The following is a 21,982-nucleotide window of genomic DNA, read 5'->3' on the forward strand; positions in this document are numbered from 1 at the left end:
CCGCCGTTAGCTCACCATCCGCCGCACGATCTCGTACATCAGCTCGCAGCCGAGGTTCAGGTTCTCCACGGTCAGGAACTCGTCGTTCCCGTGGAAGCCGCGCCGCTCCTCCGGCGAAAGGAGGCACGGGATGAACCCGTACGCCGGGATGCCCCGCTCCCGCAGGAACCGGTTGTCCGTCCCGCCGATCGTCATCCCCGGCACCACCACCGCATCCTCCATCGCTTCTTTCACCACCGACGTGATCGTCCGAAACAGCTCGGTATCCCATGGCACCGCCGCCGGTTCGCCGTGGTCGGGCGAGAGCAGCTCCACCTCCACCCGCTCGTCGCCGATCCGCTCGCGCACCTGCCGAATCCACTCCCGCTTCGACTGCCCCGGCAGGAGGCGGCAGTCGATCACCGCCTCGCTCCGCGCCGGGATGACGTTCGCCTTGATGCCCGCGTTCAGCATCGTCAGGTTGAGCGTGTTCTGGAACATCGCCAGCAGCTCCGGCGAACGGCGAATCCGCTCCTCCACCGCCTTCCGGTCCGAGCGCGGCGGCATCAATCCGGCCTCGGCCAGCCGGTCGAGGTACGCCTCCGTGTCGGGCGTGAAGATGAGCGGCCGCTCCCAGTCCGTCAGCCGCTGCAGCGCCCGGACGAGGTAGACCGCCGAGTTGTCCGCGTGCGGCACGCTGCCGTGGCCCGGCCGCCCGACGGCGGTCAGCTTCAGCCAGCAGATGTCCTTCTCGTTCGTCGCCACGCTGAAGAGCCGCGTCTCCTGCCGCCCGAACCGCGTCGTTCCCGCCGCCCCCTCGCTCAGCTCGTACTCCACATCCACCACGTCCGGCCGGTGCTCGCAAAGCCACGCCATCCCGTAGTCGCTCCCCGCCTCCTCGTCCGGCACTGCGCAGAAGACGACGTCCCGCCGCAGCGGCACCCCCTCGCGTTTCAGCAGGAGGAGCGCCATCAGCTGCATCACCCCGCAGCCCTTCATGTCGACCGCCCCCCGGCCGTACACCCGCCCGTCCTGCACCAGCCCCGCGAACGCCGGCACCGACCAGTACTGCTCCTCGACCGGCACCACGTCCGTGTGGTTGCAGAGCATGATCGGCCGCTTCGAACCGTCGCCCCGCAGGCGCGCCACCAGCACCTCCCGGTTCGGCGCCGTCTCGATGTACTCGACCGGGATGCCCTCGGCCTCGCAAATCGCCCCGAGGAAGCGCGCGGCCGGTTTCTCGTTGCCCGGCGGATTCGTCGTGTCGATCTGCAGGTAGCGCGCGAAGATGTCGAGCGCCTCGCGGTGCACGGCCGGCCAGTCGATTGCCATCTTGCTCCTCCAGCCCCGGGGTGGAGCCGGATTCTCCCCCGGGGGCCCGCCCGGCGGCAACTGAGTTGCATCATGCAACGAACTTCGGCATCATACGCGCCACCGCCTTCCCGGGAGGGACCGTCCGATGCCCGATGCCGCCCGCGACCGCGCCAGCGCCGCCGACTGGAACGCCCGCTCGCAGGGCCGGCTTCCCGGCCTCGTCGGCCTCGAGGTGACGGCCATCGGCGAGCGCTTCGCCGAAGGGCGCCTTCCGGTGCGCCCGGACCTCCTCGCGCCCAACGGCTTCCTCCACGCCGCGACCGTCATCGCCCTCGCCGATACGCTCTGCGGCTACGGCTGCTCCGCCAACCTGCCCGAAGGCGCCGCCGGCTTCACCACCATCGAACTGAAGGCCAACTTCCTCGGCACCGCCACCGACGGCGTCATCGCCGCCCGCGCGAGCATGCTCCACGGCGGCCGCACCACCCAGGTCTGGGATGCCGACGTCACCCACCTCGAAACCGGCCGCACCATCGCCGTCTTCCGCTGCACCCAGGCCGTCCTCTGGCCCCGCGCCTAGCCCGCACCACCCGCCCCGCCTACGATACGGGCGCCAGGCAGCCCCGGTTGGCTGGCGAATCTCTCGCCAGGAGCCGCGGCCAGTTGAAGGTCCTGCGCATCACCAACAGCAACGATGTGACGCCGGGCGCAACGACCAGCCGCCCCGCCCTCATCGCCAGCGTCCTCGAAGCCCGCTTCGGCGAACCGGTCGAAATGGTCGTCAAGACCGCCTGGCCGAACGATCGGATGCCCGCCATCGTCGGCAAATGGCTCGACGAAGAGCGCCCCGACATCGTCTGGCTCGGCATCAACCCCTTCTGGTTCAACTACCCGAGCGTCCCGCTCCGCCTCCGCCGGAAGCTCGGCCCGCTCGGCGACCGCCTCGCCCGGCTCGGCCTCGATGCCGCCGCCAACCCCGTCATCGGCCCGTCCCGCCCGTTCCGGCTTGCCCGCAACCTCCTGCTCCGGACCGTCGGCGGCGATTACCACTTCGAGCCCGAGGAAGTCCTCCCACGCATCGAAGCCTCCATCCGCCGCATCCTCCGACAGGAAGGCGTCGTCCTCGCCGTCTGGGGCCCGTTCGGCCGCTCCCGCTGGTCCGTCACCCGCGCGCAGGCAGCCGCCGAGCAGCGCCGCCAGGCCGCCGTCGTCGCCGCCCTCGAACGGCTCGCGCGCGACCTCCACTTCGCCTACGCCGGGCCGGCGCGCCCCTCTACCTCAGCGGCGAAACGCCGGAGCTGGCGCCCGACGGCTTCCACTTCGGCGGCAGCTACGAAGCCGAGTCCGTCGAGCGCCACGCCGCCTTTCTCATCGAGGTCATCGAAGCGGAGCGCAGCGCCGTCACCCGACACGCCTGAACTCGCCCCGAAGCCGCAACCCTGCTAAAATGTGCAGGTGAGCGAACGAATTTCGGGCCGCCGCCCCCGCCGGCTCGCACCCCGCGAGGCTTTCCCCCGCTGATGGCTACCCAGGCGACTACCTCGACCTATACCGCTGAAAACATCCAGGTCCTCGAAGGCCTCGAAGCCGTCCGCAAGCGGCCCGGCATGTACATCGGCACCACCGATAAGGCCGGCCTCCACCACCTCGTCAAAGAGCTCGTCGACAACGCCGTCGACGAAGCCATGGCCGGCTACTGCGACCGTATCGAAGTCATCTTCCACGCCGACGGCTGGTGCACCGTCAAAGACAACGGCCGCGGCATTCCCGTCGACATCCAGAAACAGACCGGCAAGTCCGCCGTCGAAACCGTCATGACCGTCCTCCACGCCGGCGGCAAATTCGGCGGCGGCGGCTACAAAGTCTCCGGCGGCCTCCACGGCGTCGGCGCCTCCGTCGTCAACGCCCTCAGCGAAGCCATGTGGGTCGAAGTCGTCCCCGACCCGGCCGCCCAGGGCCCCGACAAGGCCGGCCGCGTCTACCGCCAGGAGTACCAGCGCGGCCGCCCCCTGACCGAACTCACCCCGCGGCCCCTCGAAGACCCCGCCCGCGGCCACGGCACCACCGTCTCCTTCAAGCCCGACCCCGCCATCTTCGAAAGCGTCGACTTCGAATTCCGCATCGAAGCCGAACGCCTCCGCATGTACGCCTTCCTCACCAAGAAGGTCTGGTTCCGCCTCCTCGACGAGCGCACCGACCAGGAGGTCAACTACTACTTCGAAGGCGGCATCAAGAGCTTCGTCCGCTACGTCAACCGCGACCGCGAAGCCCTCAACCCCGACCCCATCTACGTCGAGCGCGACGTCGACGGCAACCTCATCGAGTGCGCCATCCAGTACAACGACGGCTTCAACGAAACCGTCTACACCTTCGCCAACTCCATCAACACCATCGACGGCGGCTCCCACCTCACCGGCTTCCGCCAGGCGCTCACCCGCGTCCTCAACGACTACGCCCGCAAGCAGAAAATCCTCAAGGAAAACGACCCCAACCTCACCGGCGACGACGTCCGCGAAGGCCTCGTCGCCGTCATCTCCGTCAAACTCCCCGAACCCCAGTTCGAAGGCCAGACCAAGACGCGCCTCGGCAACCAGGAAGTCGCCGGCCAGGTGCAGGCTGTCGTCGGCGAAGCCCTCGCCGTCTACCTCGAAGAGCACCCCTCCGAGGGCCGCCGCATCATCGAAAAGTGCCTCATCGCCAGCCGCGCCCGCGAAGCCGCCCGAAAAGCGCGCGACCTCGTCCAGCGCAAGAGCGCCCTCGAAAGCGGCGCCCTCCCCGGCAAGCTCGCCGACTGCTCCTCCCGCGACCCCGAAGAGTCCGAGCTCTTCATCGTCGAGGGCGACTCCGCCGGCGGCTCAGCCAAGCAGGGCCGCGACCGCCGCTACCAGGCCATCCTCCCCCTCTTCGGCAAGATCCTCAACGTCGAAAAAGCCCGGCCCGATAAGATGCTCGGCCACGAGGCCATCCGCCTCATCATCTCCGCCCTCGGCACCGGCATCCGCGAAACCTTCGACCTCGCGAAGCTCCGCTACCACAAGATCATCATCATGACGGACGCCGACGTCGACGGCGCCCACATCCGCACCCTCCTCCTCACCTTCTTCTTCCGCAACATGCCCGAGCTCATCGAGAACGGCCACCTCTACATCGCCCAGCCCCCGCTCTACCGCGCCCAGCACGGCAAAGAGGTCCGCTACTTCTACACCGACCAGCAGCTCGAGGAGTACCGGAAGCAGAACCGGCGGGCGAACCTCAACGTCCAGCGGTTCAAGGGCCTCGGCGAAATGAACGCCGAACAGCTCTGGGAAACCACCATGAACCCCGCCAACCGCACCCTGCTGCAGGTCACCATCCACGACGCGGCCACGGCCGACGCCCTCTTTTACGAACTCATGGGCGACGACGTCTCCCACCGCCGCAGGTTCATCCAGGCGAACGCCAGCCAGGTCCGCAACCTCGACATCTGACGCTGCCGCGCAGCCGGTCGCGGGCGCGCGCCGCGCTCAGTCCCGCCGCGGCGGCTCCCAGCTCACGATGCCGATGAACCGCCGCTGCGCCGGCAGCGCGATCCCCTCCGGCCGGCCCCACCACGCCTCCATCAGCTCCCGCATCCGCTGCTCCTTCGCGCCGCCCGGCGCCAGCCACAGCATCCGCCGCGCCAGCTCGAACGCCTCCTCCCGGTCCGTCAGCTCCTCCTCCACCCCCTTGCTCACCGTCCGCACTTCGAAGCGCCGGTTGCGCGCCCCCAGCAGCGCCGTGAACTCCTTCAGCGCCGGCAGCGTCTGCATCGGCTCGCCGTGCACCGCTTCGAACAGCGGCGCCAGCGCTGCGCCCCGCCCGAACTGCGCGAACACCCCGATGCACAGCCGCCGCGTGTGCCGCTCCATCGCATCGAGGAACGGCCCGATCTCCGCGATGTCGTAGCAGGCGTGCGCCGCGAGGCTGACGTCCGCATCGATGCGCCAGTCGGCCGCCGGCCAGCGCACGCTGTGCACCTCGACCTCCACCCCGGCCTCGTCTGCCGCCCCTGCGAGCGTCCGCCGCATCGCCTCGCTCGGTTCGATGGCGACGACCCGGCAGCCTTTCTTCGCCAGCGGCACCGCGAACCGGCCGCCGCCCGCCCCGATGTCCAGCACCGTCTCCCCCGGCGCGATGAGCGCGTCCAGCACCGGCCATTCCAGCGATTCCAGCGCCCCCGGCCGGAAGCGGTGCGCAATCGCCCCGTAGTGGTCCGCCGGCGGCTCCGGCTCCCGCACCCGCGCAACCTGCGCGGCATCAGCCGCCACCAGCGCCGCCCACGCGGCCAGCGCCTCCTCCTCGGTCGGACGCAGCACGTTCATCGGCATCCCGGACCTCCAGCGGACAACGTCCCTCCTACCCTAGCCGGGATGAGACGTCGTTTCAATCGCCTCAGTCGCCGTCGTCGAACCGCTGCACCAGCCGACCCGTGCAGTCGTACAGCAGCGCGTCATCGTCCTGCGTGTTGTTCCAGAGGTTCTGGTCGCTCCACCAGAGCCGCGTCGCCGTGTTCGCGAACTGCGGCACGCCGCTCCACACCTCCACGCGGCCGTTCAGCACGAACCCCTGCGGGAAATCGAACCGCTGGTTTCCGCGCTCGCTGATGAGATACCAGCCGGTCAGGTTGCCGCTCCCCTCGATGACCACCACCTCGGCCGCCTTGTTCAGCGACACGATCCGTGCCGTCGCCGCCGCGCAGCTCCCGCCCGGGGTCGGCGTCGCCGGGGGCGTCGGCGTGCGGGTCGGCGTTGCCGTCGGGACGCCGCTGGAGAGCGTCGGCGTCGCCGGCGCGTTCAGCCCGCCGCAGGCGCCCCAGAGGCCGCGGTTCGCCGCCTTCGCCTCCGCCTCGGCCGCCGCGATACGGTCCCGGTACTTCACGTCCGGCGGGTAGACGGCCAGTGCCGCGTACCCGTCGCGCACCATCCGCTCGTTGAACAGCTCGCCGTCGATCCATGCGTACCGCAGGTAGCGGCCGAACCGGTCAACGTTCGAAACGTCCCGCTCCAGCCCGACCACCCGGCCGAGCAGCCGCGCCGCCACGTAGTCCGTCGCCTCCTTGCTGAAGCAGCGGGCCCCGCCGGAGAGTTCCGGCGCATCGACGAGGATGAAGCGCACCCGGCCCGCATCCGCGCAGCTCCCCACGTCGATGGTGTCGCCATCAACGACGTTCGTGACGACGCAGGAGACCAGGTTCGCCGGCGCGGCCTGCGTCGGCGCCGAATCGGCCGCCAGCATCGGCGCGTACGCCCGGGGCGCTGTGCCCCCTGCTGCGCCGCCGCCCGGCAACCCGCCAGCAGCCCCAACGCCGCGACCAGTCCCGCCGCCCCGAAGAGCAGCTTCCGCTTCATGCCCCATTTCCTATCACATCCCCGCGTCACCCGTCGTCGGGGATAAGGGAGGAGGGAGAAGGGAGACGGGAGACCCGAGATGGGAGACGAGAGACATTGACGGGCCGACGTCGAAGCACACCCCGGCTCCCGCTTCCCGCTTCTCGCCTCCCGTCTCCCGCCTCCAAACTCCAAACTCCCAACTCCCATCTCCCATCTCCCAACTCCTACCCCCCGAGCCCCCACCCCGCCCACGCGAGGGCCGCCGTCGCGATGACGCCCGGCCAAACCTCCGCCGCGAACCCCTTCCCGCCCGTCGCCGCCGCCAGCACCATCTTCGTCACCGAATTCGTCGAGAACGCCGAGAGGATCGGCACCACCGCATCCGCCGGCTCGAGCCGGCCCGCCGCCGCCAGCCCCGCCACCGCGATCGCCGCCGAGTGCGTATCCGCGAAGCCGGCCACCGCCGCCGAGATCAGCACGCCGCGGCTCCCCAGCCAGTCGTTCAGCGCCGCCGAGACGAACAGGATGACCGTCACCGTTGACGCGAACACCACCGCCGTCTTCGGTTCGAACGCCCGGCCGCCCGGCTCGTGGTGGTCTGCCGCCTCGTCGCGCAGCGCCCGCAGCCCGAAGACCGCGCCGTAGGCCACCGCCGCCACCCCTGCCAGCGCCATCGCCGGCCACAGCTCCCCCAGCGTCCGCCGGTCCGTCGCGCCGACCACCACCACCATCTGCACCACGGTCGCCACCGTCGAAAAGACCGCCGCCGCGACCGCCGGGGTGCGCAGGCCCGGCGTTGCCCGCGCCTTCGCCCCCATCGCCGCGATCGTGGCCGAGCTCGAAACGAAGCCCGCCGCCAGCCCGGAGAGCGGCAGCCCGACCCGCGCCCCCAGGAGCCGCACTGCGACGTAGCCCGCGCCCCCGATCGCCATCACGATCACGACCAGCCGCCAGATGGCGAACGGGTTGAACACCCCGTACGGCCCGATGCGCTCATCCGGCACGAGCGGCAGCACCACCAGCGCCGCCCCGGCGAACAGCAGCCCGTCGTGCACCTCCTGCTCCGTCAGCGCCCGCGACACCAGCTGGTGGAGCCGCTCCCGCGCCGCCAGCAGAATCGTCACCACCACGGCGAGCCCGGCCGCCAGCTGCGGCTCGCGCTGCGCCAGCGCCCCGAGCAGGAAGGCCACCACGACCGCCACCTCCGTGGTCAGCCCCGGGTCTGTCCGGTCGCCCAGCACGTACGCTGCCAGCACCGCCAGGGCCACGAACCCGAGCGCCGCCGCGAGCACCACGCCGCCGCCCACCGCCATCGCGATGCCGCCCGCCAGCGCCACCAGCGCGAAGGTCCGGATGCCCGCCGCCCCCCGCGTCGGCCCTTCCCCCTTGTGCCGCTCCCGCTCCGCCCCGAGCAGCAGCCCGATGCCCAGCGCGATGGCCAGCCGCAGCCCCTCCCGGTCGAACGCGAAGCCGTCCATGGTCACGCGCCGCGCTCCAGCCCGGCCATCAGAACCAGCCGCGCCGGTGGAAAAAGAGCGCCATCGAACCCGCCATCGCCGCCATCGCCGCCATCATCACCGCAAAGCCGTAGTTGCTGTGCAGCCCCGGGATCGAATCGAAGTTCGTGCCGAAAATCCCGGTGATCACCGTCGCCGGCAGCGCCAGCGCGCCGACCACCGCCAGCACCTTCATCACCTCGTTCATCTTGTTGTTCAGCGTGCTCAGGTAGGTGCTCAGCGCCACTTCCGCGTCCTCCCGCAGCTCCTCGAGCGCGAGGTCCACCCGCAGCAGGTGGTCATACACGTCCCGGAAGTAGATCACGTTCCCCTGCTGCACCAGCTCGAACTCTCCCCGGCCGAACCGCAGGACGACCGCCAGCAGCGGCGCCATCGTCCGCCGCACCGTCCCCGCCGCCCGCCGCGCCTCCAGCACCCGCTGGCTGATGCCCCCGTTCCGGTCCCCTTCGAGGATGAGGTCCGCCAGCGCATCCAGCTCCTCGCTCATCGCCGACACCCGCGGCAGGTAGCTGTCCACCACCCGGTCCAGCACCTCGTAGAACAGCCCGTCCGTCCCCGGGCGCAGCGCGAGCCCTTGCGCAATCGCCCGCGCCACCCCGTCGACCTCGGGCGCCGTCGCCGGGTCATCCCGGTAGGTGATCAGGAACTCCCGCCCGAGGAAGACGTCGAGCTCCTCCAGCACCGGCTCGACCGTCCCCGGCTTCATCGCCAGCGCCACCACGAACAGGTAGCTTCCGAAGTCGTCGATCTTCGGCGTATGCAGGTACGGCGAAAGGCAATCCTCGACTGCCAGCGGATGGAGTCCGTACCGCTCAGCCAGCTCCAGCAGCGCCTCCCGGTCCGCCCCCGTCAGGTCGTACCAGCGCGGGCCGCCCTCCAGCTCGCCCTCGCGCCACGCGCCATCGACGCACGTCCACGTTCGCACGCGCGCATGGTACGAAACCGCGCGCGCTGCGCGTTACTCGTCGTCGCCCCGTTCCTGCCGCCGGCGGCGCTCCTCCTCCGCCTTCGCCTCCCGCTCCCGGTACCAGTCGTCGAGCGAATCGTCCCGCCACTTCGGGCGCGAATCCTCGTCCTGGCCGCGCGAAAGCCAGACGGCGAGCGCCCCCGCGACCATGAACAGCGGCATCGCCAGCGCCGTGATCAGCCGCGGATTCACCATGCTGCCAGTGTCGCGCAGCCGCCCGCTCGCGTCACCTCGCCCGTGCCCCGCGCCATTAACCTTCCCGGGCCCACCGCGTTATCTCTAGTGCACAGGCGAACGGCCTGAGTATGCTCGAAAGGAGGACGCTCGGTAGCCCGTACCCGGCGCGGCCCAGGGGGCTGGATGGCAGAGACGGCGATCGACGAACTGGCACCCGAATTCGACGAACAGGCAGTCGTCGAAGCGGCCCAGCAGGGAGACCGGGAAGCCCTGTCGCTCATCTACGACCACTACTTTCCCCGCGTCTACCGCTACGTCGCCAGCCGCCTCCCCACCACCGAAGACGCCGAGGACGTGACCACGGAAATCTTCCTCCGGGTCATCGAAAACCTCCGCACCTTCACCTTCCGGGGCCTTCCCTTCGGCGCGTGGGTCTTCCGCATCGCACGGAACGAAGTCGTCACCTTCGTCCGCCGCCGCAAAGTCCGCTCCCAGGTAGCGCCGCTCACGGAATCGATTCCCGACCCGGCCCCCGACCACACCGAGGAAGTGCACACCGCCCTCGCCCTCGAAGTCGTCCGGGCCGCCGCCGCAAAGCTCCCCGAAGCCCAGCGGCAGGTCATCGAACTCCGCTTCGGTGCCGGCCTCTCCGTCGCCGAAACCGCCCGGGTCCTCGGCAAAACCGAAAACAACGTGAAAGTCCTCCAGCACAAAGCCATCGCCAAACTCCAGACCATGGTGCCCCCGCAATGATCCGCCGCCTGTTCGAACGCAAGGCTGGCTCCCAGGCCGAAATCCTCGCCGAAGCCCAGGCCCTCATCGATGACGGGCTCGAGCCGGATTTCGTCCTCTCCCTCTTCCCCGACGACGCCGACTGGCTCGCCGGCATGCTCCGCGTGACCGCCGCCATCACCGACGCCTACGCCGCCGAACCCGCCAGCTACTACTTCGAAGCCTCCCTCAAGGCGAAATTCCTCGCCCGCGCCGCCGAACCCACTACCCCGGCCGAGCCGCTCTTCCTCCCCGTGCCCGGCTACTCGCCCGTCCGCACCGCGGCCGCCAGCATCGCCGTCCTCTCCGGCGCGGCCGCCGTCGGCGTCCTCGCCCTCGGCTTCGTCACCGCCGGCGACGCCGTTCCCGGCGACTGGAACTACGCCTTCAAGCTCGCCAACGAACGGCTCGAATACACCCTCTCCCGCGGCGACGGCCGCATCGATGTCCAGCTCCGGCAGGCCGAAGCCCGCGTCTACGAGCTCCAGCAGCTCGCCGCCCGCAACGACAACCTCGTCGCCTCCCTCGAAAGCCTCCAGCGCGAACTCCGCGCCATCGCCGACCTCGCCGAGAAGCAGGGCGGCCTCACCGACGTCCAGAAGGCGCGCGTCAAGAGCCTCGCCGAGCAAAGCAGCACCGTCATCTCGCAGGCCCGCAGCCGGCCCGATGTCGACCCCGAGAAGGTCGCCGCTGCAGCGGCCGCCATCGACGACGCCGTCACCGCCGCGCTCGGCCCGGTGACCCCGCTCGCCACGCCCGAACCGACCGCAGCGCCAGTCCCGTCGCCCACGCCGACCGCCGAGCCCTCGCCCTCCGCCACGGCGACGGCCGAGCCCTCGCCCACGGCCCCGCCTGCCGAGACCGCCACCCCGGCGCCGGCGGCGACGACGCAGCCCGCAGAAGCGGACACCGCCACCCCGGAACCGTCCCCCTCACCGCGGCCCTGAACCCGCGCTTGACCTCCCGATTGCCCCTCCGGGCTCCCCTCCCTACCCTCCATCTCACCCCCAGGACGCCACGGAGAAACCCCATGCTTCGACTGCGCCTCGCCGCAGCCCTGCTCCTCCTCGCCCCTGCCGCCATCGCCGCCTGCGGCGGCAAGGATGACGCGAACTCCGCCGACGCCTCCCCGACCCCCACCGTCAGCGAAGCCGACGCCCGCCGCACCGAAGTCGCCCAGGGCCTCGAGCAGCCCGTGCCCCCGGACCGGCCGCTCCCCACCCCGACCCCGCTCCCCGATGACGTCCCCGTCCTCCAGGTCGTCGCCGGGTCGAACCAGTTCACCCCCACCCGCGAGGAGTTCCGCGCCCTCCCCACCGCGACCATCTCGGTCGGCGGCAAGCAGTACACCGGCGTCCCCCTCGCCGAACTCGCGAAGCGCGCCTCCGCACCCGACGGCGCGGTCGTCACCATCCAGGGCACCCGGATGGACAACCTCCGCTACGGCGTCATCCGCTACCCCGCCGCCGATATCGCCGCCGGCACCGTCGTCTACCTCGATGACTCGGGCTACCCTGCCCTCGCCTCAACCAGCATCCCCCAGGAGCAGTGGCTCCACACCCTCACCGGCATCGCCTTCCAGTAAGCCGCCCCTCCCGGGCCGCCCCGGAGGTTAAAGGTTGGAGGTTGAAGGTTGAAGGTCGCCACCACCTTCCCTCCTGTCTTCTCCCTCCTCCCTCCTCGCATTTCCCGCTTCCCGCTTCCCGCTATACTCCGAATTCCCATGCCCGCATTCGCCGACCTCCCCCCGCCCCCGCCCGGCGCCGATGCCGCCTGGCTCGATGACGCCCTCGACCGCCTCCCCGGGGACACGCGCGTCGTCATCATCGCCGCCGACCGCTTCGCCGGCGCGCCCTGCCCTCCCGCGGCCGCGCTCCGCCGCCTCGTCCTCGGGCGCCTGCCCGTCATCGCCTGGTTCGAACGCGACCTCGCCGGCGCAGCGCTCGACCTCGCCCTCGCCGCCGACATCCGCGTCGCCGCCGAAAGCGCGGCCTTCCGGGGTCCAGCCGGGTGGTCCGAGCGCGCCGCCCTCCTCGCCCCGGCGCTTGCGCCCCGCCTCGCCGCCGGCGAGCGGCTCGCAGCGCAGGAACTTTTCGACGCTGGCCTCGTCACCGCCCTCCGGGCCCCAGGCGCCGCCGAAGCCGAGGCCCGCCGTCTCGCCGGCGTCCTCCTCGCCCGCGGCCCCATCGCCCTCGAACTCGCCAAAGAAGCCGTCTGGCGCGGCCTCCCGCAGCCGATCGAGCAGGCCTTGCGGTTCGAGACCGATTTGACCATGCTCCTCCAAACCACCAAAGATCGGGCCGAAGGTGTCCGCGCCTTCCTCGAAAAACGGACCCCCAGCTTCACAGGTGAATGACCGATGATCGTGTTGCTCGACGAGCCCGAAGCCTGGTCCCTCATGATGCTCATCAGCGCCGTCGCGGTCGATAACGCCGACCTCTCCGACGAGGGCAAGGAAGCCATCCGCCGCTGGCGCTCCGAGCGCGGCGAAGGCTCCCCCCTCCTCGCCGACCTCACCGAGGCCCTCAACAAAGCCCTCAACGCCCACCTCGACGCCCAGTTCACCCGCCGCGTCAAGAGCAAGGGCTGGTACGAAACGGTGCGGAGGTAGCCCCGTGGACATCAAATTCAACGAAGAAGAGGTCAACGAGCTCCTCACCGTCATCGTCAACCGCATCGCCGACGAAGCCGGCCTCTCCGACAAGGACCGCGCCATGCTCAAGAACTGGCGATCGAAGCAGATGCGCCCCGGCCGCGACGACATGCTCGAGCTCGTCCAGAAGGTCAACGAAGACTTCGCCCAGCAGATGGCCCGCCGCCAGCGCAGCCAAATCCGAAAGCCCGACTGGCTCGAATAGCCCCCGGGGCGCCCGCCGTGGCCGAACCCGTCCGCTTCGCCGTCGATGACCGCGGCGTCGCCGTCATCACCCTCGACCGCCCCGAGCGCCGCAACGCCATCAATCTCCAGATGCGCGACCTCCTCTGGGAGTACCTCGGCGCCGCCGCCGCCATCCCGGAGGTCCGCGTCATCCTCTTCCGCGGCGAAGGTCCCTGCTTCAGCGCCGGCGCCGACATCTCCGAGTTCGGCACTGCCCCGTCCATCATGGCCGCCCGCCGCGCCCGCCACGACCGCGACATCTGGTGGCAGCTCCTCACGCACCCCTGCGTCACTATCGCCCGCATGCACGGCTACTGCTACGGCGCCGGCCTCGAACTCCCCCTCTTCTGCGACCTCCGCATCGCCAGCGGCGACGCCCGCCTCGCCCTCCCCGAGGTCACCCTCGCCTACATCCCCAGCGCCGGCGGCACCCAGATGCTCCCCCGCATCGCCCCGCCGGCCGTCGCCGCCCACCTGATCCTCACCGGCGAACCGATCGGCGCGGCCGATGCCCTCCGCTGGGGCATCGTCGATGCTGTCGTCCCGCCCGCCGGCCTCGACGCCGCCGTGGAGGCCGCCATCGAACGCGCCCTCGCCGACCCGGCGGCTGCCCGTGCCCGCCGACTGCGCCTCCTCGGCGCCGCCGACACCGGCGAATCGCCGGCGCCGCTACCCTGATCGCAATGGAGCACGACGACCTCCCCTCGCCGCGGCCGCCCGTCTTCCTCGGCTGCTTCACCGCGCTCGCCGTCCTCGTCTTCCTCTTCGGCATCGGCTCCTGCCTCGTCGTCTACTGGGAGTCCGGCGCCGATACCGGCGATATCCGCCTCGAACTCGCCGAGGCCTACGCCCCCGGCACCGTCCAGTACGTCAGCCAGCGCAACCTCTACGTCGCCCGCCTGCTCGACGGCAGCTTCCTCGCCCTCGCCGACCTCGATGCCGCCAACCGCGCCAACCCCGCCCGCCGCTGCCGCGTCCACCCTGTCCCCTCCGCCGACCCCGCCCTCCCCGGCCTCGTCGACCGCTACAAAGAGCGCATGAGCAGCGCCGCCCGCGGCTCCACCCTCCTCTTCCGCGAAGATTGCAACGGCGCCCTCTACGACTTCACCGGCGTCCGCCTCGACGCCGACGGCCCGAACCTCGACCGCTACCCGACGTCCATCGACCCTGCCGGCTACCTCATCGTCAACGTCAGCGAGCGCCAGTGCTCCAGCCGCGAGGGCGCCCGCACCGCCGTCCCGCGGGAGTGCTGATCCCGGTCGCACTGCGGCCCTCCGCCCAATCCGGTAGGATTCCCCCACGCCTCAGCTCCTCCGCCCGGAGGCCCGCCATGGACGCCTACCGCGCCATCATCACCAAGCGCGACACCCGCCACTACCTCCCCGACCCCGTGCCGCCGGATGTGCTCACCCGCGTCCTGCAGGCCGGCCGGATGGCCGGCAGCTCCAAGAACTCCCAGCCCGTCCGCATGATCGTCGTCCAGGCGCCCGAGCGGCGCGCCGCCCTCGCCGGCTGCGGCGACTACGCCGACCACCTCAAGGCCGCCCCCCTCGCCATCGCGGTCGTCCTCCTCCCCGGCGGCGGCCCCTTCGATGCCGGCCGCGCCGCCCAGAACCTCATGGTCGCCGCCTGGGCCGAGGGCATCGCCAGCTGCCCCGTCTCCATGCACCGCCAGGAGTGCGCCCGAGCCGTCCTCGGCGTTCCCGCCGACTGCACCGTCGCCACCGTCCTCGCCATGGGCTACCCCGATCTCAAGCACCCGCTCAGCCAGGGCCGCCAGCGGCTCCCCCTCGATGAACTCGTCTCCTGGGAGCAGTGGGGCGCCCACCGCCCCGAGACCGCTTAGACCGCCAGGCTCAGCCCGTCGCTCGCAATCACCACCGGCCCGCTGTAATGCGCCCGCGCCGTGTCCAGCAGCTCGTCCGCCCGTTCGCCCGGGTTCAGGTGCGTCAGCACCAGCAGCTTCGCGCCCGCCTCCTTCGCCACCCGCGCCACGTACGCCACTTCCGCGTGCGTCTGTTCGAACGCCCGCCGGACCGCCGCGGCCCGCCGCTCGTCGAACGCCGCCGTCCACCGCGCGATGCCCGCCAGCGAATAGCACTCGTGGATGAGCGCCGCCGCGCCCTCCGCCAGCGGCACCATCACCTCCGCTGCCTCCGTCGTATCGCCGCTGTAGACCACCGCCTTCCCCTCGGCTTCGAACCGCCGCGCCTCGCAGACGAGGTTCGGCGCATGGGGCACCTGCTCGGTCCGCACCGTGAACGGCCCCGCCTCCCGCACGTCGCCCGGCGGGATTTCGACGACCGGCACCTCCAGCGGCTCGCCCCAGCCCCGGCCCGGCATCCCCGTCACCAGCGCCGCCGTCCCGACCGCCTGGCGCGCGTAGGCCGCCGTCCCGGGCGGCCCTTGGATTTCCAGCGGCAGGTGCCCGTACGGGAAGGTCATCGCCTGCACGAAGCTCGCCAGCCCCAGCACGTGGTCCGGGTGGAGGTGGCTCAGGAAGATGCGCGAAATGCTCGCCGGCGAAACCCCCGCCATCACCAGCCGGTCGTACGCCCGCGGCCCGCAATCCAGCAGCACCGATTCGCCCCCGCCCGTCAGCAGGATCGACGACCCTGCCCGGTGCGGCGTGTCCGTGCCCGCCCCGCTGCCGAGGAACTGGATGCGCACGCCCCAAGCCTACCGCCCTGCGATCGTGACAACCATCCCCCCGGCAGGGTACCGTTCGCCCCGGAATCCCTCGAGGAGGAACGCGTGTCCACCCAGGAGTGGTATCTCTTCGGTCACCTGCTCGGTGTCTTCTTCCTGCTCGCCGCCACCGGCCTCACCACCGGCGCAGCCATCGCAGCCGGGCGCGCGACTGCCGCCAACACCGTCGTCACCCTGCTCGACCTCCAGCTCCGCTCCGAGCGCATCGTCACCTCCATCGGGGCGATCCTCGCCATCGTCTTCGGCTCGCTCCTCGTGAACGAAGCCGGCTACTCCTTCGGCGACGCCTGGATCTCCACCGCCTACACCCTCATCATCCTCGCCCTCGCGCTCGACCACGGCTTCTACCTCCGCAAGGTCAAAGCTGCCCGCGACGTCGCCGTCACGCTCGGCAACGGCCCCGTCACCGCTGAGCTCCGCGATAAGCTGAACGACGGCGGCGCCCGCCTCGCGGGCATCGCGCTCACCCTGCTGTGGCTCGTCTTCCTCTGGCTGATGATCGCCAAGCCCGGCGCCTGAACCGCCCCGGCCCGCTAATCGCGCGCCAGCCGCCGCCCCAGCACCCCCGACGGCGACGGCTCCGGGTCGCCCGGCTCGAAGGCCAGGTGCCCGGCCAGCAGCGCCGCCTTGTCGATCGCCGCTGCCGCCGCATACGCCGCCGGCCACGGCAGCCGTTCGCCGGCCCGGTCCAGCGCCCCTGCGGCCAGCAGCGCGCCCCGCGCCAGCCCCCGGCTGAGCGCCCGCCGCCCCGGCAGCCGGCGAATCCGCCCGCCGTGCCGCTCCCACCGCCGCAGCTGCGCCCCTCGCCACGGCAGCCCCGGCGTCTCCGTCATCAGCCGCTGCGCGCCCCAGCCGTGGCAGAACTGCTTCGCCGCGAACACCCGCAGGTCCTCGTCGTGCGCGTGCTCCACCCGCATCGCCGGCGCATACCCCACCCGGAAGCCCGCCGCCTCGGCCCGCAGCCCGAACTCCGTATCCCCCACCCGCCGGTACGCTTCGTTGAAGCGCAGCCGGTCGAATACCGCGCGCCGCACCGCGAGGTTCCGTGTGTCCGTCTCCGTCGGCGAACCGGCCCGCAGCCGCCGGAACCGCGCCGCGTACCGCGCCTGGATCAGCTGCGCCGTCCGCCCGCCCGTCAGCGCCCCGGAAAACCCCTGCGCGAGGTCGAACCCGCGCTCCAGCATCGCCAGCCCGGCCGCGAACCAGCCCGGCCGCACCACGCAGTCCGCGTCGGTGAAGAACACCGCGTCGCCGCGCGCCGCCTCGACTCCCCGGTTCCGCGCCGCGTACACGCCCGGCTCCGGAACCCGCAGCAGCGTCACTCCATCGCCCCGGGCAGCGCCCTCGAGCCAGGCCGAGAACCCCGGCGCGGACCCGTTGTCGATGACGATGACCTCCACCTCAAGCCCCGGCGGCCGGTCCGCCCGCAATGAAGCGAGGCACGCCGCAATCCGCGGGTCGTCCTTCACCGGAACGATGACGCTGACCGTCCGTGCGCTCATGCCCCGTGCGCTTCCCGTTCGACCGTTTCGAGGATCGCCGCGTGCCGCCGCACCGTCGCCGCATCCGCCAGCAGCGCCGGCCGTTCGCCCCCCGCGACGAAGCGCGCCCAGGCCCGCAGCACCTCCCGCACCCCGGCGACGTCGCGCGGCGTTTGGAACCGTTCCAGCCAGTGCAGCCGGCCGGGCCGGCGGGCCGCGGTCCGCCCCGCGCAGGCCAGCCGTTCGCGATAGCGGTCCCCATGGGCCACCCGCCACCGGAACTCCGCGCCGTCCTCCAGCTCGAAGACGCCGCTGAGCGCCCGCCCGTCACCCCGTACCCCGCGCACCCTCGCGATGCGCCCGCCCGTCACCCATTCCGCGAGGTCGATCGCGTGCGGCAGCAGGTCGCGTGAGACCGTTTCGCACGTCGCCGCGCCCCACGCCGCGGCGTTCGTCTCGAGTTCGAAGGTCCACGCCCTCCCGCCCCGCCGCCGCGCGCGCAGGTGCGCCGGCCACGCCCGCCGCGTGTACGCCCCGGAAAACCGGTGCAGCCCCTCCGCCGGCCAGTCCGCCAGCTCCGCCGGGCGCACCGCTGCCGGCTTCTCGCACAGCACGTGCAGCCCGGCCGTCAGCGACCCCGCAACCAAAGCCCCGTTGAAGGCCGGCGGCGTCAGCACCAGCACGCCCTGCAGCGGCTCCGCCGCGAGCATCGCCTCCAGCGACGGCCACCGCCGGACGCCATCGACCTCCACCGGCCGGGGGTCTGCGACGGCCGCGAGCTCCAGCGCCGGCACCATCCGCAGCGCCGGCCGGTAGAGCCGTTCGAAGGCGCGCCCCGCGCCCGCGACGCCGATGCGAATGCGGCCTTCAGCCACCTGCCGCGCACCCCGCGAACGGCTTCCCTTCGAATCCCGGCGGCGCGGGCACCCCGAGCACCGCATACGCCGTCGGCGCGAAGTCCCGCGCGTCGATCTCCGCCCGCCCGTCCAGTCCAACGCCGGTACCGGGCCGCACGTAGCAAAAGCCCCGCCCCGTATGCACCCCGTTCCGCCGCTCCTGCATCGGGTTCACCAGCCGCCGCCCCGCCGCATCGAACGCTTCCGTCACCCGCACCAGCTCCGGGCTCCCCACCAGCAGCGCATCCGGCAGCCGGTGCGCGCGCGGCCCGCTGAAGTGCTCGGCCGTCCGCCAGAGCTCCCGGTACACCGGCTCGCCCGCTCCGGTGCGAACGCCGGCTGCCGCTGCCTCGACGCGCGCGAGCAGCGCCTCCCCTTCGGCCGGGGAGATGCTGCCGTCGCGCTCACGGCCCGCGAGGTTCAGCCGCAGCGCCAGGTCGATGTCGTGGGTCACCCGGAAGACCGGCTCCCTGCCTGCCGCGCTGACCCGTCCATCGAGCTGTGCCTGCCGCGCAGCCCGCACCCGCGCCGGCAGCCGGTTCCAGGCGAACCTGTGGACCCGGTCCGGGATGGCGTCGCGCAGCCGGCGAAGCAGGTCGGCCCGCGGCACCGCTGCAGCCGGCTCCTTCCCCAGCGCCAGCGCGAGCACCTGCACCCCGAGTTCGCTGAAATCCACCTGGTGCCGCATCCCGTGCAGCGCGAACAGCGCCACAGTCGTCCCCTCGCCAGCAGCCTGGAGCACCCGCGGCCAAGCCTCGTCGAGCGGACGGAGCACCCGGGCGACCAGGTCGAGATTCGTCACCCCCGGCACGACCTCGCACGCCTCCGCGAGGTAGTGCCCCGCCTTGTGCGTTTCGCCGAACAGCACGACCGCGAACCTGCGCGCTGGGTCCCCGGCCAGCCGCTCGAGCAGCCGCGCCCGCATCGCCACGCCGCGCGCAAGTTCGCGCGCCATCGCAGCCCGCTCCTGTCCCGACAGCGACTCGAGCGTGTCCAGCCCCAGCGGGTGCCGCCCGAACTCCCTCCGGATGTCCCGCAGGAGCCCCGGCGGCCAGCTCTCCCGCTCAACCTCGTCCTCCGTCCCCCACCCGATGACCTGCTCCGCGGCCGGCTCCCGGACCAGCGGCACATACGGCACGTCGACCACCGTCGACCGCACGCCGGCGGCGGCGAGCCCCCGCCAGAACGGCTCGAACGCCAGCGCCGGGTGCGAAGCCCGCACGTACCGCCCCTCTTCTCCCAGCCACTGCAGCCACGCATACCGGCCGTGTCTGCCGGGGTTGACCCCGGAGGCGAACGTCGGCCACACGCTTCCGTGGAGCAGCTCCCAGGGCCCGCGGACGCGGAACCCCGCGCTCTCCCGCATGAACGCCGCCAGGTTCGGGAGGTCGCCGCCCGCCGCCCGCCGCTCCAGCCACGAGACCTCCATCGCGTCCAGCGCGACGAGCACGAGCCGGTTCGAACCTGTCATCTCCCGGTGTCAGCCCCCGCGGCCGCCCCGCAGCGACCGCTCCAAGCCTACACCGCGAGCGGGTCCTCCGCGATCTGCATCAGGTGCTTGCTCACGTCCGGCAGGCGGTCGATCCCCACCTCGCCCAGCAGCCCGATGTAGTCCATCAGCTGCTTCTCGCGCAGCTTCCGGAGCCGTTCGATGCCTGCCTGGATCCGCTCCACGTCGCCCGCGAAGAGCAGCGCCAGCGCCTCCCGCTCGGGGTGGCTGTAGCGCAGCTCGATGCTCAGCGCCGCCTCCGCACGGCCCAGCCAGAACTTCGCGTTCTCCCGGCCCCGCGGGTGGTGCTGGATGTACCAGAGCAGGTGGCGCTTCCCGTACTCCAGGTGCCGCCGCGAATCCCGCGCAAGGTTGCCGAACAGCGTCCGCTCCACGTCAGTCTTCGCAAAGTCCGCGTATGCCTCGAACAGCGTCAGTTCGTACGACTTGTAGACCACGTCCAGCGCCGTGATCATCTCGGTGAACTTCAGCGCCCCGTACCACGCCCGGTAGAGCGCGCCCAGTGGCGCCTGCCCCAGCCCGCCGCCGTTCGCAAGCGCCCGCTTCCGCAGCGCCTCCACCTTGTGCCCCGCGTCGTAAATCTGCGTCCCGAGGAACAGCTTCACGTCGTGGAAGCCGTAGCTGATCGGCTCCAGCCACTTCGCGATGATCTTCTGCTCCACCAGCCCGTGCCCGCTGTACAGCGTCGCCAGCTGGCACACGGCCCGCTCGATCTCCGCCGGCAGCTCGCTCAGCCCGTTCGTCCAGTCGAGGTCCGTCGCCGGGACCCACCGGTCCCGGATCGCGTCCTCGTACAGCTCATCCACCCCCTCCGCCCAGACCTCGACTTTGTCATAGATGTAGTAGCTGCCCGGGGCGTAGTTGTCCGGCGAGGGGTGCGAGCCGCGCGGCGTGTCGTTCTCGTACGGCCAGTGATCCGGCACCTGTCCGTAGGTGCCGATGTTGATGTCCTTCAGCAGCAGGCCCCGCTCGCCGGGCTGCGCGCGGACGCCCCGCTCCGAACGCGTCCGGATGAAGTTGAACGTCAGGTTCGGGATGCGCTCCGGGTCCCGGTCGACGAGGTCGAGGAACCCCCGCATCCGCTCCTCCGGGATGCGCATCATCGTGATGTTCGCCACCGTCGCGTCCTTCAGCGGCGAGGCCTCGATGCGGGCGATGGTCTCCTCGCTCCAGCCCAGGTCGCGGGCGCGGATCTTCGTCGCGGTGCTCAGCTGCATCGTTCCGTCCTTCGTGTGCTCGGGGTGGCTGGCCGGCTCAGTTCACCGGGTCGAGGAATTCGCGCAGGCCCGGCGCCATCCGCTCCCGCCGGTCGCCCAGCCCGATCACTTCGAGCCGGTGCATGTACTCGTTCACCTGCCGCTTCCGCATCAGCATCAGCTTCGCGTAGCCCTCGTCGATATGCTCGATGCCGCCGCCGGCGAGGATGGCGAGCGCCTCGCCCGTCGTCGGGTTCGTCGTCAGGCTCGCCTGCTGGCTTTGCGCCAGCGCCCCCTCCTGGATGTCCAGGTAGTGGTGCATCTCCTCCTTCCGCCACGGCTCCGTATCCATCACGTATTTCATGTGCGTGACGCCGAACGCCAGGTGGCGGCTTTCATCCTGCGCCGCCAGGCGGAAGATCTTCTTCTCTGCTTCGTTCTGCGCGATGAGCTCGCCCATCCGGAAGAGCGTCTGCACGAACCCCTCGCCCACCAGGTGCAGCAGCGCCGTCATCTCTGTGAAATCGTCCACCGAGAGCAGGTTGATCGCCCCGAACCCCGCATCCACCATCCCCCCGCCGTTCACCAGCGCCCGCTTCCGGAACACGTCGAGGTGCCGGCTTTCATCCATGATCTGCGTGCCCAAGAACAGCTGCGATTCGAAATGGTCCGGGTGCACCTGCTCCATGAACCGCCCCGGCAGGTCCCCCGCGATGAACTCCACCTGCGTGAGGAACGTGCACAGCGTGCACATCGCCCACTCCAGGTCGTCCGGCAGCGGCTGGATCGTCTCCCACGGGATGTCCACCGCGCTCGACCACTGCCGCTGATTCGCCTCCTCGTAGAGCAGCATCGCGCTCTCCGACCAGACGTCCGCCTTCGAACGGTACTGCCGCGCGTGCCGCGGCGACCGCGGGTCCGCCCAGGCGCCGCGCGGCTTGAACACCGGCGCCCCCGATGCGTCGATCTCCGCGTTCCCGTACGTCAGCGCGTTGATCTGCTCCAGCGTCAGGCCCTTCCGTCCCGCCTGGATGCGCATCCCCTGCTCCGTATCCAGGTTCAGCCAGTCGAAATTCAGCCCGGGGACGTCCACGAATGCAGGCGACGTCATAGGGGCACCTCCGGGGTGTGCGTGATTGGCGCAGTATATCGCACCAATAGAACGTTCGCCGCAAGCGAAACGCCGCCCGCTGGCGTCCCCTGTTCCGATTTGCTAGCCTTTCCCTCGATGCGCCATCC

Annotated in this window: 25 protein-coding genes; 13 read left to right on the plus strand and 12 right to left on the minus strand. The window is 71.3% G+C overall.

Annotated elements, in window-relative coordinates; all coding sequences use genetic code 11:
- Positions 1–6: 6 nt before the first annotated feature.
- Entirely contained in the window at positions 7–1,311 is a 1,305-nt protein-coding gene (locus O0235_RS08525; protein WP_270055367.1) for a M20/M25/M40 family metallo-hydrolase, read from the minus strand.
- A gap of 127 nt (positions 1,312–1,438) precedes the next feature.
- On the opposite strand from O0235_RS08525, the gene O0235_RS08530 reads away from it, so the two are divergent.
- The 3 genes from O0235_RS08530 (at position 1,439) to gyrB (ending at position 4,760) form a co-directional block, all read left to right on the plus strand.
- A complete protein-coding gene (locus tag O0235_RS08530) occupies positions 1,439–1,873 on the plus strand; it encodes a PaaI family thioesterase (RefSeq protein WP_270055368.1) in 435 nt (144 codons plus the stop codon).
- Between the two features lie 83 nt (positions 1,874–1,956).
- Positions 1,957–2,739, plus strand: coding sequence for a hypothetical protein (locus O0235_RS08535; RefSeq protein ID WP_270055369.1), 783 nt, complete (start codon positions 1,957–1,959; stop codon positions 2,737–2,739).
- Between the two features lie 74 nt (positions 2,740–2,813).
- Complete coding sequence (gene gyrB / locus O0235_RS08540) at positions 2,814–4,760, plus strand: DNA topoisomerase (ATP-hydrolyzing) subunit B (RefSeq protein ID WP_270055370.1); 1,947 nt, start codon at positions 2,814–2,816, stop codon at positions 4,758–4,760.
- A 36-nt stretch (positions 4,761–4,796) separates the two neighbouring features.
- Here gyrB and O0235_RS08545 read toward each other — a convergent pair whose 3' ends face one another.
- From O0235_RS08545 to O0235_RS08565, 5 genes are all read right to left on the minus strand, one after another.
- Complete coding sequence (locus tag O0235_RS08545; RefSeq protein WP_270055371.1) at positions 4,797–5,639, minus strand: class I SAM-dependent methyltransferase; 843 nt, start codon at positions 5,637–5,639, stop codon at positions 4,797–4,799.
- A 64-nt stretch (positions 5,640–5,703) separates the two neighbouring features.
- Entirely contained in the window at positions 5,704–6,546 is an 843-nt protein-coding gene (locus tag O0235_RS08550) for a thermonuclease family protein (protein WP_270055372.1), read from the minus strand.
- Positions 6,547–6,865: 319 nt separating this feature from the next.
- The gene (locus O0235_RS08555; protein WP_270058049.1) at positions 6,866–8,119 is read right to left on the minus strand and encodes an MgtC/SapB family protein; all 1,254 of its coding nucleotides are present in this window, start codon (positions 8,117–8,119) and stop codon (positions 6,866–6,868) included.
- Positions 8,120–8,147: 28 nt separating this feature from the next.
- Entirely contained in the window at positions 8,148–9,083 is a 936-nt protein-coding gene (locus O0235_RS08560; protein ID WP_270055373.1) for a magnesium transporter CorA family protein, read from the minus strand.
- Between the two features lie 33 nt (positions 9,084–9,116).
- A complete protein-coding gene (locus O0235_RS08565; protein WP_270055374.1) occupies positions 9,117–9,320 on the minus strand; it encodes a hypothetical protein in 204 nt (67 codons plus the stop codon).
- 165 nt (positions 9,321–9,485) lie between these two features.
- Here O0235_RS08565 and O0235_RS08570 point away from each other — a divergent pair, with 165 nt between their 5' ends.
- The 9 genes from O0235_RS08570 to O0235_RS08610 all read left to right on the plus strand — a co-directional run bounded on the left by O0235_RS08570 (position 9,486) and on the right by O0235_RS08610 (position 14,797).
- On the plus strand, positions 9,486–10,055 hold the full coding sequence (locus O0235_RS08570) for a sigma-70 family RNA polymerase sigma factor (protein WP_270055375.1): 570 nt from the start codon (positions 9,486–9,488) through the stop codon (positions 10,053–10,055).
- Positions 10,052–11,020 (plus strand): DUF5667 domain-containing protein, encoded by a 969-nt coding sequence (locus O0235_RS08575; RefSeq protein ID WP_270055376.1) that lies wholly within the window; start codon positions 10,052–10,054, stop codon positions 11,018–11,020. Before O0235_RS08570 ends, O0235_RS08575 begins: the two co-directional genes overlap by 4 nt.
- Before the next feature lie 83 nt (positions 11,021–11,103).
- Positions 11,104–11,658 (plus strand): hypothetical protein, encoded by a 555-nt coding sequence (locus O0235_RS08580; RefSeq protein ID WP_270055377.1) that lies wholly within the window; start codon positions 11,104–11,106, stop codon positions 11,656–11,658.
- A gap of 138 nt (positions 11,659–11,796) precedes the next feature.
- The gene (locus O0235_RS08585; protein WP_270055378.1) at positions 11,797–12,429 is read left to right on the plus strand and encodes an enoyl-CoA hydratase-related protein; all 633 of its coding nucleotides are present in this window, start codon (positions 11,797–11,799) and stop codon (positions 12,427–12,429) included.
- Positions 12,430–12,432: 3 nt separating this feature from the next.
- The gene (locus tag O0235_RS08590) at positions 12,433–12,684 is read left to right on the plus strand and encodes a hypothetical protein (protein WP_270055379.1); all 252 of its coding nucleotides are present in this window, start codon (positions 12,433–12,435) and stop codon (positions 12,682–12,684) included.
- Between the two features lie 4 nt (positions 12,685–12,688).
- Positions 12,689–12,931, plus strand: a complete 243-nt coding sequence (locus tag O0235_RS08595; RefSeq protein WP_270055380.1) for a hypothetical protein — start codon at positions 12,689–12,691, stop codon at positions 12,929–12,931.
- Positions 12,932–12,948: 17 nt separating this feature from the next.
- Positions 12,949–13,629, plus strand: coding sequence for an enoyl-CoA hydratase/isomerase family protein (locus O0235_RS08600; RefSeq protein WP_270055381.1), 681 nt, complete (start codon positions 12,949–12,951; stop codon positions 13,627–13,629).
- 5 nt (positions 13,630–13,634) lie between these two features.
- Entirely contained in the window at positions 13,635–14,204 is a 570-nt protein-coding gene (locus O0235_RS08605; protein ID WP_270055382.1) for a hypothetical protein, read from the plus strand.
- A 77-nt stretch (positions 14,205–14,281) separates the two neighbouring features.
- The gene (locus O0235_RS08610) at positions 14,282–14,797 is read left to right on the plus strand and encodes a nitroreductase family protein (RefSeq protein WP_270055383.1); all 516 of its coding nucleotides are present in this window, start codon (positions 14,282–14,284) and stop codon (positions 14,795–14,797) included.
- Here O0235_RS08610 and O0235_RS08615 read toward each other — a convergent pair.
- The gene (locus O0235_RS08615) at positions 14,794–15,621 is read right to left on the minus strand and encodes an MBL fold metallo-hydrolase (RefSeq protein WP_270055384.1); all 828 of its coding nucleotides are present in this window, start codon (positions 15,619–15,621) and stop codon (positions 14,794–14,796) included. The two genes, O0235_RS08610 and O0235_RS08615, sit on opposite strands and share 4 nt — an antisense overlap.
- 84 nt (positions 15,622–15,705) lie before the next feature.
- On the opposite strand from O0235_RS08615, the gene O0235_RS08620 reads away from it, so the two are divergent.
- The gene (locus O0235_RS08620; protein WP_270055385.1) at positions 15,706–16,179 is read left to right on the plus strand and encodes a DUF2269 family protein; all 474 of its coding nucleotides are present in this window, start codon (positions 15,706–15,708) and stop codon (positions 16,177–16,179) included.
- A 14-nt stretch (positions 16,180–16,193) separates the two neighbouring features.
- Here O0235_RS08620 and O0235_RS08625 read toward each other — a convergent pair whose 3' ends face one another.
- The 5 genes from O0235_RS08625 to O0235_RS08645 are packed head-to-tail and all read right to left on the minus strand — an operon-like array spanning position 16,194 to position 21,854.
- Positions 16,194–17,162, minus strand: a complete 969-nt coding sequence (locus tag O0235_RS08625; protein WP_270055386.1) for a glycosyltransferase family 2 protein — start codon at positions 17,160–17,162, stop codon at positions 16,194–16,196.
- Positions 17,159–18,016: a Gfo/Idh/MocA family protein gene (locus O0235_RS08630; protein WP_270055387.1), complete on the minus strand. Its 858-nt coding sequence runs from the start codon at positions 18,014–18,016 to the stop codon at positions 17,159–17,161. Before O0235_RS08630 ends, O0235_RS08625 begins: the two co-directional genes overlap by 4 nt.
- Positions 18,009–19,508 (minus strand): alkaline phosphatase family protein, encoded by a 1,500-nt coding sequence (locus O0235_RS08635; RefSeq protein WP_270055388.1) that lies wholly within the window; start codon positions 19,506–19,508, stop codon positions 18,009–18,011. Before O0235_RS08635 ends, O0235_RS08630 begins: the two co-directional genes overlap by 8 nt.
- Before the next feature lie 47 nt (positions 19,509–19,555).
- Complete coding sequence (locus tag O0235_RS08640; RefSeq protein ID WP_270055389.1) at positions 19,556–20,764, minus strand: hypothetical protein; 1,209 nt, start codon at positions 20,762–20,764, stop codon at positions 19,556–19,558.
- Between the two features lie 37 nt (positions 20,765–20,801).
- Positions 20,802–21,854 carry a ferritin-like domain-containing protein gene (locus O0235_RS08645; RefSeq protein ID WP_270055390.1) on the minus strand — a complete coding sequence of 351 codons (1,053 nt, stop codon included), beginning with the start codon at positions 21,852–21,854 and terminating at the stop codon, positions 20,802–20,804.
- Positions 21,855–21,982 lie beyond the last annotated feature (128 nt).

The organism is Tepidiforma flava, assembly GCF_027594505.1.
GTDB classification, from domain to species: Bacteria; Chloroflexota; Dehalococcoidia; order Tepidiformales; family Tepidiformaceae; genus Tepidiforma; species Tepidiforma flava.